This is a genomic window from Kribbella sp. NPDC003505 (assembly GCF_040610875.1).
In the GTDB taxonomy this organism is placed as follows: Bacteria; Actinomycetota; Actinomycetes; order Propionibacteriales; family Kribbellaceae; genus Kribbella.
The window spans coordinates 349332-363728 of sequence record NZ_JBEXNA010000002.1 but is presented as its reverse complement, the minus strand read 5'-3'; the positions used below and the strand labels follow the sequence as shown (position 1 = coordinate 363728).

Below are 14397 nucleotides of genomic sequence, written 5' to 3'. Positions count from 1 at the left end.
ACGAGGTCCGGGGCGATTCACTTGGTGTCAGGAGTTCTTGTGGTGCAGCTCCGGTGCCGGCTCGTCGGCCTGTTCGTCCCGGGCGGCGTCCTGGGGCCGCTCGCCCTGGTCGACCGACCGGGTCTGCCCGTTCGCCTCGGCAGCCCCCGCCTCGCTCGTCCCGGTGACGCTCTCCGCGGCGGTCGGCTCGTCCGACGACTGCAGCGTGCGGGACTTGTGCAGGCTGGCGATCGTCGTGATGCCGAGCGTGATGATGATGAAGCCCAGCGAGACCCAGATCGGGATCTCCGGCGCCCACTCGATGTGGTGACCGCCGTTGATGAACGGCAGCTCGTTGACGTGCATCGCGTGCAGCACCAGCTTCACGCCGATGAACGCGAGCACCACCGACAGGCCGAGTGACAGGTACACGAGGCGGCGGAGCAGGTCACCGAGCAGGAAGTACAGCTGCCGCAGGCCCATCAGCGCGAAGACGTTCGCGGTGAAGACCAGGAACGGCTCCTGGGTCAGGCCGTAGATCGCCGGGATCGAGTCGAGCGCGAACAGCAGGTCGGTGGTACCGAGCGCGATGATCACGATCGCCATCGGGGTGACGAGCCGCTTGCCGTTCTTCTTCACGGTCAGCTTGACGCCGTTGTACTCGTCGGTCGCGTTCAGCCGGCGCTTCGCGAACCGGATGACCGCGTTCTCCTTGTAGTCGTCGTCATCGTTCTCGCCCTGCTTGGCGAGGTGGATCGCCGTATAGACCAGGAACGCGCCGAACAGGTAGAAGATCCACGAGAACTGGTTGATCGCCGCGGCGCCGACCGCGATGAAGACACCGCGGAACACCAGCGCCAGGATGATGCCGACCAGCAACGCGGTCTGCTGGTACTTCCTCGGCACGCCGAACCTGGCCATGATGATCAAGAAGATGAACAGGTTGTCGACGCTCAGGCTGTACTCGGTGAGCCAGCCGGCGAAGAACTCCCCGGCGTACCGCCCGCCGGAGAAGTACCACACCCCGAGGCCGAAGATCACCGCGAGGCCGATGTAGAACGCGATCGCCGTGGCCGATTCGCGGGTGCTCGGCTCGTGCGGCCGGCGGCCGATCACGAAGACGTCGAACGCCAGCAACGCCAGCAGCAGGCCGACGGTGATGTACCAGACATAGTCAGCAACGTGCACAGAATCCTCCGGAGCTCAGACGACAAACCGACTCCGAAGGTCTCTTCCGCGTCACTCCGAGTGATCATCCACGAGTCGGCGTGCCGCCGGAGGCACCGGGCCGGGGACGAACCCTGACCGTGATGACGATGCCGCCGCGAAAGGAATACTCCCCTTCTCCGGGACCATTCTGACGGCTGGAAGTCCAAGACTCCAAATCCAGGACGCCGTGTCCGCCTGTCGAAATGATCACAGGCGGGTCAGGGAATAGTTGCAGCCCGTGATCTATTGGCCGCCGATCAATTCCCCGCCGGCGGGCGTTGCCGCCTGGGCAGCTTCGCCACCACGGTCTCGTACGACGCGTCGACCAATTCGAGGATCTCGTCGTCCGGCACCGCCCCGCCGAGCCGCACGGTGTTCCACCCGGAGCGGCCGATGTAGGCCATCGTGCCGACGTCGTCCGGGTAGGCGTTCACCAGCTCGTCGGCCTCCTCGCGGTTCGCCCCGCACTTCAGCCCGACGCTTCCCCCTCCGAGGAACGCGAAGATCTTCGGGCCGACCTTCGCGACCACGTCCCCGTCCCAGGGCTCGTCCTGCCACGCCCCGGGCTTCTTCAGGCAGTACCCGAGCAACTCCCCATCGGCCAGCCGCTTCATAGCGGGAGACTAGACCCGCGGAGGAGGCTGGACGACGGGCCGGACGGAACTACGCTGCTCGGCATGGGTTCTGTTGTGGTGGCCGCGGTGCAGGCTGGGTCCGTGCTGTTCGACACGGCCGCGACGCTCATGAAGGCGGAGCGGTCGATCCGCGAGGCGGCGGCGGACGGAGCGCGGTTGGTGGTGTTGCCGGAGGCGTTTCTCGGCGGCTATCCGAAGGGGTTCGACTTCGGCATCACGGTCGGGTCGCGGTCGCCGGAGGGCCGGGAGCTGTTCCGCCGGTACCGGGAGGCCGCGGTCGAGCTGGACGGGCCGGAGGTCGCGCGGCTGGCCGAGCTCGCGGCCGAGCTCGACATCCACCTCGTCGCCGGGGTGATCGAGCGCGACGGCGGGACGCTGTACTGCACGGCGGTGTTCGTCGATCCACGCGCCGGGCTGGTCGCTCACCATCGCAAGCTGATGCCGACCGCGGCCGAGCGGTACCTGTGGGGTCAGGGCGACGGGTCGACGATGCCCGCGGTCCGGACGGACTTCGGGGTGCTGGGCGCCGCGATCTGCTGGGAGAACTACATGCCGCTGTTCCGGCAGACCATGTACGCGAAGGGCGTGCAGCTGTGGTGCGCGCCGACCGTCGACGACCGCGAACAGTGGCAGGCGACGATGCGGCACATCGCGCTCGAGGGCCGCTGCTTCGTGATCAGCGCGAACCAGTACTTCACCCGCAACGACGCCGGCCACACCGGCGACCAGACCGTGCTGATCAACGGCGGCAGCACGATCATCTCGCCGCTGGGCGAGATCCTCGCCGGCCCGTTGCGCACCGGCGAGGGTGTCCTGCTCGCAGAGCTCGACCTCGCCGAGCTCGACCGCGGGTACTTCGACTTCGACTCCGTCGGGCACTACGCCCGGCCGGACGTCTTCACACTGACCGTCGACGAGTCGCCGCACCGAACCGTCGTACGCCGGAGCTGAGGCCTGCCCCGGCGTACCCGCATCGCCGGCGCTACTTCGCGCCGGCGTTCGTCATCTGGCGGAGCTCCTTCTTCAGCTCGGAGATCTCGTCGCGGAACCGGGCGGCGACCTCGAACTGCAGCTCGGCGGCGGCGTTGTGCATCTGGTCGGTGAGCTGCTGGATCAGGTCGGCCAGGTCCGACGACGGCAGGCCGCCGGCCAGCTCCTTCGCCTTCTCCCCCGCCTTCTTCCCGCCGCCCGGGACCGGCGCCTTGCCGCGCGACTGGGTGCGGCCGGAGCCGAGCAGCTCGGCGGTGTCCGCGTCCTCGCGGGCCAGCATGTCGGTGATGTCGGCGATCTTCTTCCGCAGCGGCTGCGGGTCGACGCCGTTCTCCTGGTTGTACGCGATCTGCTTCGCGCGCCGCCGGTTGGTCTCGTCGATCGCCTGCTCCATCGACGGCGTGATCTTGTCGGCATACATGAACACCTGGCCGGACACGTTCCGCGCGGCACGGCCGATGGTCTGGATCAGCGACCGGCCCGACCGCAGGAAGCCCTCCTTGTCCGCGTCCAGGATCGCGACCAGCGACACCTCGGGCAGGTCGAGGCCCTCCCGGAGCAGGTTGATGCCGACGAGCACGTCGAACTCGCCCATCCGCAGCTCCCGCAGCAACTCGACCCGGCGGAGCGTGTCGACCTCGCTGTGCAGGTACCTGGTCCGGATGCCCATCTCCAGCAGGTAGTCGGTCAGGTCCTCGGACATCTTCTTGGTCAGCGTCGTGACCAGCACGCGCTCGTCGCGCTCGACCCGGACCCGGATCTCGTGGATCAGGTCGTCGATCTGGCCCTTGGTCGGCTTCACGATCACCTCGGGGTCGACCAGGCCGGTCGGCCGGATGATCTGCTCGACGAACCCGTCGGACTTGTCCTGCTCGTACTGCCCCGGGGTGGCGGACAGGTAGACGGTCTGGCCGATCCGCTCCAGGAACTCCTCCCAGCGCAGCGGCCGGTTGTCCATCGCCGACGGCAGCCGGAACCCGTGCTCGACGAGCGTCCGCTTCCGCGACATGTCGCCCTCGTACATCCCGCCGATCTGCGGGACGGTCACGTGCGACTCGTCGATGACGAGGACGAAGTCCTCCGGGAAGTAGTCCAGGAGGCAGTGCGGCGCCGAGCCCGGCTCCCGGCCGTCGGTGTGCCGCGAGTAGTTCTCGATCCCGGAGCAGGTGCCGATCTGCCGCATCATCTCGATGTCGTACGTCGTGCGCATCCGCAGCCGCTGCGCCTCCAGCAGCTGACCGTTGCGCTCGAGCTCGGTCAGCCGCTCCGCGAGCTCGGCCTCGATCGAGGTGATCGCGCGCTCCATCTTCTCCGGCGCGGTCACGTAGTGCGTGGCGGCGCCGATGTAGACCTCGTCCTCCTCGGACAGCACCTCGCCGGTGATCGGGTGCAGCGTCATGACCCGCTCGATCTCGTCGCCGAAGAACTCCACCCGGACGGCGAGCTCCTGGTAGACCGGGAACACCTCGAGCGTGTCGCCGCGGACCCGGAACGTGCCGCGGGTGCCGGCCAGGTCGTTGCGCGCATACTGCACGCCGACCAGCTTGCGGAGCAGGCCGTCGCGGTCCATCTCGGTGCCGACCTTCACGTGGATCATGCGGTTCAGGTACTCGTCCGCGGAGCCCAGGCCGTAGATGCAGGAGACGGTCGCGACCACGATCACGTCGCGGCGGGTGAGCAGCGACCAGGTCGCCGAGTGCCGCAGCCGCTCGACCTCCTCGTTGATCGAGGAGTCCTTCTCGATGTAGGTGTCCGTCTGCGGGACATACGCCTCGGGCTGGTAGTAGTCGTAGTACGACACGAAGTACTCGACGGCGTTGTCGGGGAAGAACTGGCGCAGCTCGTTCGCGAACTGGGCGGCGAGGGTCTTGTTCGGCTGCAGGATCAGCATCGGGCGCTGGATCCGCTCGGCCAGCCAGGCGATGGTCGCGGTCTTGCCCGTGCCGGTCGCGCCGAGCAGAACGACGTCCTGCTCGCCGGCGTTGACGCGTCGCTCGAGGTCCGCGATCGCCGCCGGCTGGTCACCCGCCGGCTCGAAGTCCGACACCACTTTCAGCGGGGCGACCATCCGCTGGAGATCCGAGACCTGTCTCATGCCCACCACCGTACGGCCGCCCGCCGACAATTTCCCGTCCCCGCCCCGCCGCCCCGGTCCGGCAGCCTCGGAAAGCGCAGGTCAGAAGCTCTTGATGACGCTGTTGTTCATGTAGATGAGCTCGTTCACGCGCCGCGCGTAGACGGTGGTCTTGAGAGCCGCGTCGGTCGCGGTGGTGCGGTCGAACTGGTCCTGGTACGCCGTGACGAAGCCCTGCATCGCGACCTTCTTGCCGGTCTTGGAGACCCAGACGCCGGTGTAGGTGACCGCGTAGCAGGCCTTGATGTTCGGATTGGCCGGCTTGCACTCGGTGCCCTTGCCGATCCGGACGCCCTGCATCCCGTTCGACTCGACGTCGACCAGGTGATCCGCGAAGCCCTTCGCGTCGTACAGCTCGGTCTGCCGAACCCAGTAGTAGCCGTCGATGATCCCGCGGGTGTTGAACTTCTGCAGGATGTAGTTCTTGCCGCTGCGGGACTTGTCCCAGTCCGGCAGCCAGCCCTTTGACGGCGTGAACCAGATCCCCCAGCCGACCTCGACGCCGACGTCGTTCGGGCCCTTGGAGTCGTTCGGGGTCGGCGTCGGCGAGGGCGTGTACATGGTGCGGCCCACACCCGACGACGGCTCGGCGGTGGGCTGGTCGTCCTTGTCCTTGCCGTTCACCAGCAGCACGACTCCGACCGCGACCATCAGCACCGCCACGATCGCCCCGGCCATGATGATCCACGGCGTCTTGCTCGACCGCTGCGGATGGTTCGGCCGCTTCGGCCCGGGACCCCAGCCGCCACCGGCGGGACCCTGGGGGCCCAGCGGGCCTTGGGGCGCCTGCGGCCCTGGGCCCCAACCGCCGGGAGCGGGGGCCGGCGGCGGGCCCAGGGGTGGACCGTACTGCTGACTCATAGTTGTTCCTCGCGGTAGTTCCGGGGATCCGTCACAGGCTGTCGATCACGGACTTCTTCATCGTCGCCGCGTCCGCCTCGGCCTTCGGGGCGAAGTCGGCCATGGTCCGGAAGTCCAGTGCGGTGACCACGTTGTCCTTGCGCCGGTACACCTCGACCCACCCCTTGATCTTCGACTCCGTGCCGTCGGCGGTCTTGTAGCTCGAGGTGTAGTCGATCGCGACGCACTCCACCAAGACGTCCTTCGGGCACGGCAGGTTCCGTACGTTGCCCAGCTGCGCGATCTCCTTGTCGACCTCGCCCTCGACGATGCCGAGCAGGTAGGCGTTCGCGGTGACGTTCTGCTTCTGCCGCACCCAGAAGAACGTCCGTGCGGCGGCATTCGGGGCCGGCTTCGTGCCCGGCGGGAAGATCGCCACCTGCTTTCCGCTCTTCTCCCAGGTGACCACCGCCCAGCCCTGGACCGGGACGAGCGACACCCCGAAGCCGACCGGCAGCGCGTTCGGCGGCGGCTGGTACGACGACTGCGCCGCGGTCGGCGTGGCCGGCGGCGGACTCGGCGACCGGCCCGGATCCGCCTTGTCGTCGCCGCCCGACAGCGCCACCAGCACGACCGCGACCAGTGCGACCACCAGCAGGCCCGCGCCGATCGGGATCAGCAGTGGCGGGAACGAGGGCCGCTTCTTCTCCGGCGGCGGCCGCCGCAGCGACGGCGGGCCGACCTTGTCGCCCCACGCCGACGACGTCTGGGTCGCCGGACCGGAGCCAGGCCCGGGCCCCGCCCCCGGTCCGGTACCCGGGCCGGCGCCGGACGTGCCGCCGTGGCCCCATGGCGACGGCGGCGGTGGCACCTCCAGGTCCCACGGTGACGGCGGGAGCTGTTCCTCCTGCTCGTCGGTGTCCGGCTCCGGTCCGGGCTTGTTCACCCAGGGGTTACCAGGGGAGCCCTTGTCGCGCTTTCCGCTCACTGACTCTTGACCACCGACCGCAGCATCGCCGTGGAGTCGCTCTGGATCGAGGACAGCTTGTCCTTGCGTCCGTACACCCGGATGATCGTGATCACGCCGTCGTTGCGCTCGATCACGCCGACGAAGCCGACCACCGGCATGCTGCCGTTCTGGGTGGTCGCGACCCCGCCGAAGCTCTGGGTGGTGACGACCTTCACCGGGGTGTCGTCGTCCGGACCGGGCTTGGTTTCCTTCGGCGTGCCCTTCTGCACCGACGACAGCTGCTTCGTCTCGGCCGTCAGCAGCTTGGGCAGCACGCTGGCCGTGTTCTCACCCGCCCCGGCCTTCCAGCTGGCCACCATGAAATACGCCTCGCCCTGCTTCAGCAGGTACACGCCGCTGAAGCCGTCGATGCTCTTGCGGACGTAGCCCGGCTGGGGCTTCACGTACACGCCCTCGGCGACCTCGATGCCCTCGTCGCCGCCGCCGTTCGACGGCTCGGTGCTCGGACTCGGGCTCGTGCTCGGTTCGCTGCTCGGCTCGGAACTGGGCTCGGAACTCGGCTCGCCGGTCGGTTGCGAGGTCGTCGGCGTCGGGTCCGGCCCTGCCTTGTCGTCGTCGCCGCCCTTGAAGACCAGTGCCAGCACCACGCCGATGACGGCGACCACCGCGAACGCGCCGCCGGCGATCAGCAGGGTCTTGCCGCTCCCGCCACCCCCGCGCCGCGGCTGCTGGCTGTACTGGCCGCCCCACTGCTGCTGACCACCGCCGTACTGCGGCTGCTGCCCCGGGTAGCCCTGCTGGTACTGCTGCTGGCCGGGATACCCCTGCTGGGGCGGCTGCTGGCCGGGGAAGGTCTGCTGCTGCGGGTACGGCGACTGCTGGCCGTACCCCGGCTGCTGACCAGGCTGCTGGCCGTACCCGGGCTGCTGACCCGGCTGCTGCGCGTAGCCCGGCTGCTGACCCGGCTGCTGTCCCGGTTGCTGCCCATACCCAGGTTGCTGTCCGTACCCCGGCTGCTGGCCCGGCTGACCAGGCTGCTGGCCGTACGGCTGCTGTCCACCACCACCGTACGGCGGCTGCTGGTTGCTCATGCCTGCGTCTCTCCAGTCGTCGCTTCGTACCTACCGGCGCCGGTCGGTGCTGCCACTCCGCGGGCGGACTTCGGCACGGACCGCACCGAGTTGCCGCAGGCCGAGCAGAAGTCGGAGTGCGGGAGCAGCGGCATCTCACAGCGCGAGCAGAACGCCAGGTCGCCGGACGCGTGGTTGGACCCGCCCCGGGCGGCCGACTCCAGCGCCGCCTCGAGCAGACCCTTGTGGAGCACCGTCCGGACCCTGATGATCAGCGCGCCGAGCAGCAGCAGGCCCCAGACCACGCCGAGGACCGCGCCGATCGTCGAGCCGTGACCGCCGACGAAACCGAGCAGGTAGACGCCGCCCTGGAAGAGCGCGTTGACGGCCATCGCCTGGATCAGACCGGCCACCCAGCGCGGCGTGAAGCCGTCGTACCCTTCGCCGAGGCCGGAGAACTCCGCCCCCGCGAGACCGGTCGCCGAGCCGTACACCAGCGGCTTGATGAAGCCGTGCAGCAGCACGATCGAGATCCACGTCCCGGCACTGCTGCCCGGACCGGCGAAGCCGCCGCTGATCCAGCCCCAGTGCAGCACCAGCGTCTCGAAGCACGCGTAGCCGACGCCCGCCACCACGCCGAACGTGAAGCCGTCCATCAGGTCGTCGTAGCGCGGCCGCGAGGCCAGGTAGAGCGGGCCGATCTGACGGATCAGCTCGGACACCACCGGCACCAGCAGGAGCAGGATCAGCAGGTCGCGGCCGGACGGCCCGGCGCTGTTGGCGCCGATCGTGTCCAGCGACAGCGCCAGCTTGTCCTTCCACAACCAGGTGAAGACGGCCGCGAGGACACCGGTCAGCACGAAGGCCGCGGCGACCACCGGGATCGGCTCGTCCTCCCAGAGGTTCACGTCGTACAGGTAGATGATGTAGACGATCGGGATGGCGAAGGCCGCGATCATGATCGCCACCGGCAGCGCGCCGAGCGCTGCCGTCACCACGGTCAGCAGCAGGGCGATGCCGAGCGCGACCTTGTAGGTGTACGGCTGCTTGCCGGATCCCTGCGGCATGATCGTCGAGACCAGTTTGAACGACGCCACCGGCTCATCGGGCCTGGCGGCGTACGCGTTCTTCCGCTCGGCGTCCCCGGTACGCATGTCGTTGCCACAGTGGTGGCAGTAGTGCGAGACCTCGGGGACGTCAGAGCTGCAGCGCGGACAGACCACGCCATCCTCCCAACCTCGGACGTCCGGACCGGCGCGGGTCGCGCCGTCGGTGGCCCGGCCCCGGATCGACCGGGCCGGACCGGGACAGATTCTCGTACAGCCGGTCCCGGAATCATCATTTACCGCGCAGGGGTCACCTTTTCGTGTCCGGACCGTGCCCTGAACGCCGTTCGAGTGTGGCCCACACCTCGTCCAGGCGGCGCTCCAGGTCGGCGAGCGTGCCCGCGTTGTCGACCACGACGTCGGCGGCCGCGAGCCGGTCCTCGCGCGACGCCTGGCTGGCGATCCGCCGTTCGGCTTCCTCGTCAGCCATTCCGCGCTGCGCGGTCAGCCGCTCGACCTGGACCTCGACCGGTACGTCGACCACCAGCACCACGTCGAAGCCCCCCGCCTGCCCGGTCTCGACCAGCAGCGGGATGTCGTGCACCACGATCGCGTCCGCGGCTGCCCCGGCCTCGATCTCCGCGGCCCGCGCCCGGACCCGGGGGTGGATGATCGCCTCCAGCCGGCGCCGGGCGGCCTCGTCGCCGAACACGAGCTTCCCGAGCGCCGGCCGGTCCAGCTCACCGTCGGCCGTGAGTACGCCGGGGCCGAAGGCCGCGACCACCTCGCCCAGTCCGTCGGTCCCGCGCGCGACCACCTCCCGCGCGAGCACGTCGGAGTCGATCACCACGGCGCCGCGCGCCGCCAGCCGCGACGACACGGCGCTCTTGCCGGCACCGATCCCGCCGGTCAATCCCACTCTCAGCACCGTCGCAGCCTACCGACCCACCTCCGGAGCGCTGGTGAGCCCACGGCGGCGGACAATCGGACTGCAGGCGACAGAGGGAGCGCGGCGTGGAGATCCGGTTGCTGGGGCCGGTCGAGGTGATCCGGGACGGTACGCCGGTCGCGCGCCTGACCGGCCGCCCGCGGGCCCTGCTGGCGGTGCTCGCGCTGGCCGCGCCGGAGCCGGTCACCGCCGATGCCATCGGCCGCCGCGTCTGGGGCGACGATCCGCCGGAGAACCTCCGGCCGAGCGTGCAGTCGCTGGTTTTCCGGCTGCGCCGCCTGCTGGGGCCGGAGCCTGCCATCGAGTACGCCGGCAGCAGCTACGCCCTGCGGATCGCTCCGGAGCAGGTGGACGCGTCGCGGTTCCAGCAACTCCTCGAGGCGGCGGCCCGCGCTGGGGACCCGCGTGAGCAGCACGACCGGCTCACGGAGGCGCTCGCGCTGTGGCGTGGCGAGCCTTTCGATGGTGTCGACTCGGAGTGGCTGAGCCAGCTCCAAGCCCCCAGGCTCACCGAGACCTACCTGTCCGCGGTCGAACGCCGGCTCGATCTCGATCTTGCCGCAGGCAACCACGAGCAGGCGCTCCCGGAGTTGCGGGAGCTGGCCGCGGCCCATCCGCTGCGCGAATCCCTCTGGTCGCGGCTGCTGACCGTTCTCGCCAAGTGCGGGCGGCCGGCCGAGGCGCTGACGCAGTACGAGCAGCTGCGCCGCCGTCTGGCGGAAGAACTAGGCACAGATCCTGACCCGCAACTCCGGGCGCTGTACGCCGAACTACTGGCGGCGACACAGCCACGGTCGCCGTCCGCAGTCGGCCCGGCAGCGATGGCCCCTCGGCAGCTGCCACCGGCTCCAGCCGGCTTCACCGGCCGGGCGACAGTGCTCGCCGAGCTCGACCGTCTGAGCTCTGCGAGCCGCCCGTCGAGCGCTCCGACGATCGTTGCCGTGCACGGCCCGGGCGGAGTCGGCAAGACAGCCCTGGCGCTGCACTGGGCGCACAGGGCAGCCGACCGGTTCCCGGACGGTCAGCTGTACCTGAACCTGCAGGGCTACGGCCCTGAAAGGCCACTGGAACCCGACGCCGCGCTGGATCTGCTGCTGCGCGGGCTTGGCGTGCCGGGCGCTCAGATTCCCCACGGCCGACAGGCACGGGCGGCCCTGCTCCGCAGCGTCTTGGCTGACCGTCAGGTGCTGATAGTGCTCGACAACGCCCGCAATGCCGACCAGGTACGGCCGCTGATGCCGGGCTCGACCGGCCTGGTTCTGGTCACCAGCCGCAGCCAGCTGCGCTCGCTCGCCGCTCGGGACGGCGCCCAGCGCGTGCCGCTGGAACCGTTCAGTTCGGACGATGCAGCGGAGTACCTCACGCAGACCCTGACCGCGTACGACGTCCGGCACGACGCGGAGGAGCTGGCTGAGCTGACGCGGCTCTGCGGGCATCTGCCGCTGGCGCTGGCCATCGCCGCGGAGCGCCTCACCCGGGAACCGGAGAGCACCGTCCGCGCACTGTCCGCAGAGCTCGAACAGCACCCGGACCGCCTGGCACTGCTGGACGTCGGGGAGGACGCCGACGGCGCGCTGCGAGCGGTCCTCAGCTGGTCGTACGACGTCCTTTCAGCGCAGTCGGCCCGCGCCTTCCGGGTGCTGGGGCTGCTTCCGGGGCCGGACACGAGCGTCGAGGCCGTCGGCGCGTTGCTCGCCGTACAGCCCGAGGAGGCCCGACAGTCCCTCGGCCGGCTCGTCGGCGCGCATCTGCTCGAACAGCCCGGCGAGAGGTACCAGTTGCACGATCTGCTCGCCGAGTACGCCGGCAGGCTCGTCCGCGAGGTCGAGGACCCGGCGGACATCACGGCCGCCCGGGAGCGGCTGCTCGACTGGTACGCGCAGTCGGCGCGCAACGGCAAGGTGACGCTGGAGAAGTCGGAACCGCTCCTCGACTTCGGGCACCCGATGGCCGGTGTCGAGCCGATGGTCTTCGACACCACGCGGCAGGCCGTCGACTGGTTCGCCGCCGAACGGCAGGGTCTGGTCGCCGCGATGCGTACGGCGGTTGCGCACGGGCACGACCGCGCGGCGTACCGGCTCGGGCATGCGCTCTGGCCCTACTTCATGTACGTGCGCGCCCTCGACGACCTCTTCGAGATCCAGTGCCTGGCGCTCGACGCCGCCCGACGCACGGGCGATGGGCCTGCCGAGGCCGTGGCCACGCACGCCGTCGGCCGTGCCTACCTGTTCCGGCCGGATCTGGATCAGGCCTGCAAGCACCTGGACGAGGCGTTGCGGCTCTTCGAGTTGCTCGGCGACGACTACGGCCGAGGCTCGGTGCTGACCGACCTGGGCCGGCTGCACCGGCGCCGGGACGACAGCGAGGCCGCTGTCCGCCACCACCGGGCGGCGATCGAGGTGCTCACGCGGCTGAACGACACGGTCGGGGTTGCCGGGAACCACGCGAACGTCGCCGACACGTACCTCCTGGCCGGCCGTCACCACGAAGCGGCCGCTGCGGCGCGGGAGGCCGTCAGGCTGAATCGGATCGCCGGCGAGCGGCGCGCGGAGGCGTTCGCCCTCGACACCCTCTCGGCGGCGCTGCTCGGCCGCGGCGATCACGCCGACGCGCGCCGGATCGCCGAGGAGGCCCTGGAGCTCAGCCGGGACCTGGACGACCGATGGTCGGAGGTCTGCGCGCTGACGCACCTGGGCCGCGCCCTGCAGGCCGTCGGCGACGTCCCGGCGGCCCACCGGCAGTGGCGACGCGCACTGGAGGTGCTGGACGAGACCGGGATGCCAGGCTCTGACCAGCTGAACCGCACGACCCTGACCCAGCTGCTGGCCGGCTGAACACAGGCTGAACAGGCGAGACCCCCGCACCCAGGCGGGTGCGGGGGTCTCGGATGCTACGGCTACCGGGTCAGGATCAGCCCTGGCCGGTCAGCTTCTCGCGGAGCGCCTGCAGCGCCTCGTCGGAAGCGAGCGCGCCCTCGGCGGGAGCGTCGTCCTTCGGGGCAGCGGCCGAGGAGTACGACGACGCCTCGCCGGCCTCGACCTCCGCCGAGCGGGACTCCTCGATCTGCTTCTTGTGGGCCTCCCAGCGCGCGTGGGCTTCGGCGTACTGCCGCTCCCACTCCTCACGCTGCTTGTCGAAGCCCTCGAGCCACTCGCCCGTCTCCGGGTCGAAGCCCTCCGGGTAGATGTAGTTGCCCTGGTCGTCGTACGTCGCCGTCATGCCGTAGAGCGTCGGGTCGAAGTCGTCCGAGACCGGGTCGACACCCTCGTTGGCCTGCTTGAGCGACAGCGAGATCCGGCGCCGCTCCAGGTCGATGTCGATGATCTTGACCAGGACGTCGTCGTTGACCTGGACGACCTGCTCCGGGATCTCGACGTGCCGCTCGGCCAGCTCGGAGATGTGCACCAGACCCTCGATGCCCTCCTCCACGCGGACGAACGCACCGAACGGAACCAGCTTGGTGACCTTGCCGGGCACGATCTGGCCCATCTGGTGGGTCCGGGCGAACTGCTGCCACGGGTCTTCCTGGGTCGCCTTCAGCGACAGCGAGACGCGCTCGCGGTCCATGTCGACGTCCAGCACCTCGACGGTGACCTCCTGGCCGACCTCGACGACCTCGGTCGGGTGGTCGATGTGCTTCCAGGACAGCTCCGAGACGTGCACCAGACCGTCGACGCCGCCGAGGTCCACGAACGCACCGAAGTTGACGATCGAGGAGACGACACCCTTGCGGATCTGGCCCTTCTGCAGCTGGGTGAGGAAGTTCATCCGCACCTCGGACTGCGTCTGCTCCAGCCACGCCCGGCGGGACAGGACCACGTTGTTGCGGTTCTTGTCCAGCTCGATGATCTTGGCCTCGATCTCCTGGCCGACATACGGCTGGAGGTCGCGGACCCGGCGCATCTCGACGAGCGAGGCCGGCAGGAAGCCGCGGAGGCCGATGTCCAGGATGAGACCACCCTTGACGACCTCGATGACGGTGCCGGTGACGACGCCGTCCTCTTCCTTGATCTTCTCGATCGTGCCCCACGCCTTCTCGTACTGAGCGCGCTTCTTGGACAGGATCAGGCGGCCTTCCTTGTCCTCCTTCTGGAGAACCAGGGCCTCGACGTGGTCGCCGACGTTGACGACCTCGTTCGGGTCGACGTCGTGCTTGATCGACAGCTCGCGGGAGGGGATCACGCCTTCGGTCTTGTAACCGATGTCGAGCAGGACCTCGTCCCGGTCGACCTTGACGATGGTGCCCTCGACGATGTCGCCGTCGTTGAAGTACTTGATGGTCTGATCGATCGCCGCGAGGAAGTCTTCCTCCGACCCGATGTCATTGACCGCTACCTGCGGGGTATTGCGCACTGCGGGGTCGAGGGGAGCCTCGATGCTGGCCGTCATGTGGTGGGTTGCTCCGTGGACTGGTGGTGTCGTGCGGTTACGCATGGTCCTTTGGATCGCACCAAACCGCGGGATTGCCTGACGACGACAGATTCACCACCGACTGCTGCGAGCACGAGCCTGCTCCGTCCGAGGTCGCGCGGGCCCATAGCGCATCTGACAGAATACCGGTCTTGACGAAGGCAG

Annotated in this window: 11 protein-coding genes; 2 read left to right on the top strand and 9 right to left on the bottom strand. The window is 69.5% G+C overall.

Features of this window, described 5'->3' with window-relative positions; all coding sequences use genetic code 11:
- Window positions 1–27: 27 nt before the first annotated feature.
- Together ABZX12_RS06130 and ABZX12_RS06125 are read right to left on the bottom strand one after the other, a co-directional pair.
- Complete coding sequence (locus tag ABZX12_RS06130; protein WP_355690297.1) at window positions 28–1167, bottom strand: TerC family protein; 1140 nt, start codon at window positions 1165–1167, stop codon at window positions 28–30.
- A 278-nt stretch (window positions 1168–1445) separates the two neighbouring features.
- Window positions 1446–1802 (bottom strand): MmcQ/YjbR family DNA-binding protein, encoded by a 357-nt coding sequence (locus ABZX12_RS06125; RefSeq protein ID WP_355690295.1) that lies wholly within the window; start codon window positions 1800–1802, stop codon window positions 1446–1448.
- 63 nt (window positions 1803–1865) lie between these two features.
- Here ABZX12_RS06125 and ABZX12_RS06120 point away from each other — a divergent pair, with 63 nt between their 5' ends.
- Complete coding sequence (locus ABZX12_RS06120; RefSeq protein ID WP_355690293.1) at window positions 1866–2774, top strand: nitrilase-related carbon-nitrogen hydrolase; 909 nt, start codon at window positions 1866–1868, stop codon at window positions 2772–2774.
- Window positions 2775–2805: 31 nt separating this feature from the next.
- Here ABZX12_RS06120 and uvrB read toward each other — a convergent pair whose 3' ends face one another.
- The 6 genes from uvrB to coaE form a co-directional block, all read right to left on the bottom strand.
- Window positions 2806–4908: an excinuclease ABC subunit UvrB gene (uvrB, locus tag ABZX12_RS06115; protein WP_355690291.1), complete on the bottom strand. Its 2103-nt coding sequence runs from the start codon at window positions 4906–4908 to the stop codon at window positions 2806–2808.
- An 81-nt stretch (window positions 4909–4989) separates the two neighbouring features.
- Window positions 4990–5808: a hypothetical protein gene (locus tag ABZX12_RS06110; protein WP_355690290.1), complete on the bottom strand. Its 819-nt coding sequence runs from the start codon at window positions 5806–5808 to the stop codon at window positions 4990–4992.
- Between the two features lie 31 nt (window positions 5809–5839).
- Window positions 5840–6775, bottom strand: coding sequence for a hypothetical protein (locus ABZX12_RS06105; protein ID WP_355690288.1), 936 nt, complete (start codon window positions 6773–6775; stop codon window positions 5840–5842).
- Entirely contained in the window at window positions 6772–7848 is a 1077-nt protein-coding gene (locus ABZX12_RS06100; protein ID WP_355690286.1) for a hypothetical protein, read from the bottom strand. The genes ABZX12_RS06105 and ABZX12_RS06100 overlap by 4 nt, the downstream gene beginning before the upstream one ends.
- A complete protein-coding gene (locus tag ABZX12_RS06095; protein ID WP_355690284.1) occupies window positions 7845–8981 on the bottom strand; it encodes a PrsW family glutamic-type intramembrane protease in 1137 nt (378 codons plus the stop codon). Before ABZX12_RS06095 ends, ABZX12_RS06100 begins: the two co-directional genes overlap by 4 nt.
- 202 nt (window positions 8982–9183) lie before the next feature.
- Window positions 9184–9801, bottom strand: a complete 618-nt coding sequence (gene coaE, locus ABZX12_RS06090) for a dephospho-CoA kinase (RefSeq protein WP_355690283.1) — start codon at window positions 9799–9801, stop codon at window positions 9184–9186.
- A gap of 86 nt (window positions 9802–9887) precedes the next feature.
- Here coaE and ABZX12_RS06085 point away from each other — a divergent pair, with 86 nt between their 5' ends.
- A complete protein-coding gene (locus ABZX12_RS06085) occupies window positions 9888–12656 on the top strand; it encodes a BTAD domain-containing putative transcriptional regulator (protein WP_355690281.1) in 2769 nt (922 codons plus the stop codon).
- 76 nt (window positions 12657–12732) lie between these two features.
- On the opposite strand, the gene rpsA is transcribed toward ABZX12_RS06085, so the two are convergent.
- Complete coding sequence (gene rpsA / locus ABZX12_RS06080) at window positions 12733–14211, bottom strand: 30S ribosomal protein S1 (RefSeq protein WP_355690279.1); 1479 nt, start codon at window positions 14209–14211, stop codon at window positions 12733–12735.
- Between the last annotated feature and the right edge of the window lie 186 nt (window positions 14212–14397).

Excerpts from the sequence above, each read along its gene's own strand:
- ABZX12_RS06125 (WP_355690295.1), bottom strand. The coding sequence starts at position 1,802 with ATGAAGCGGCTGGCCGATGGGGAGTTGCTCGGGTACTGCCTGAAGAAG.
- ABZX12_RS06120 (WP_355690293.1), top strand. The coding sequence starts at position 1,866 with ATGGGTTCTGTTGTGGTGGCCGCGGTGCAGGCTGGGTCCGTGCTGTTC.
- uvrB (WP_355690291.1), bottom strand. The coding sequence starts at position 4,908 with ATGAGACAGGTCTCGGATCTCCAGCGGATGGTCGCCCCGCTGAAAGTG.
- ABZX12_RS06110 (WP_355690290.1), bottom strand. The coding sequence starts at position 5,808 with ATGAGTCAGCAGTACGGTCCACCCCTGGGCCCGCCGCCGGCCCCCGCT.
- ABZX12_RS06100 (WP_355690286.1), bottom strand. The coding sequence starts at position 7,848 with ATGAGCAACCAGCAGCCGCCGTACGGTGGTGGTGGACAGCAGCCGTAC.
- ABZX12_RS06095 (WP_355690284.1), bottom strand. The coding sequence starts at position 8,981 with ATGCGTACCGGGGACGCCGAGCGGAAGAACGCGTACGCCGCCAGGCCC.
- rpsA (WP_355690279.1), bottom strand. The coding sequence starts at position 14,211 with ATGACGGCCAGCATCGAGGCTCCCCTCGACCCCGCAGTGCGCAATACC.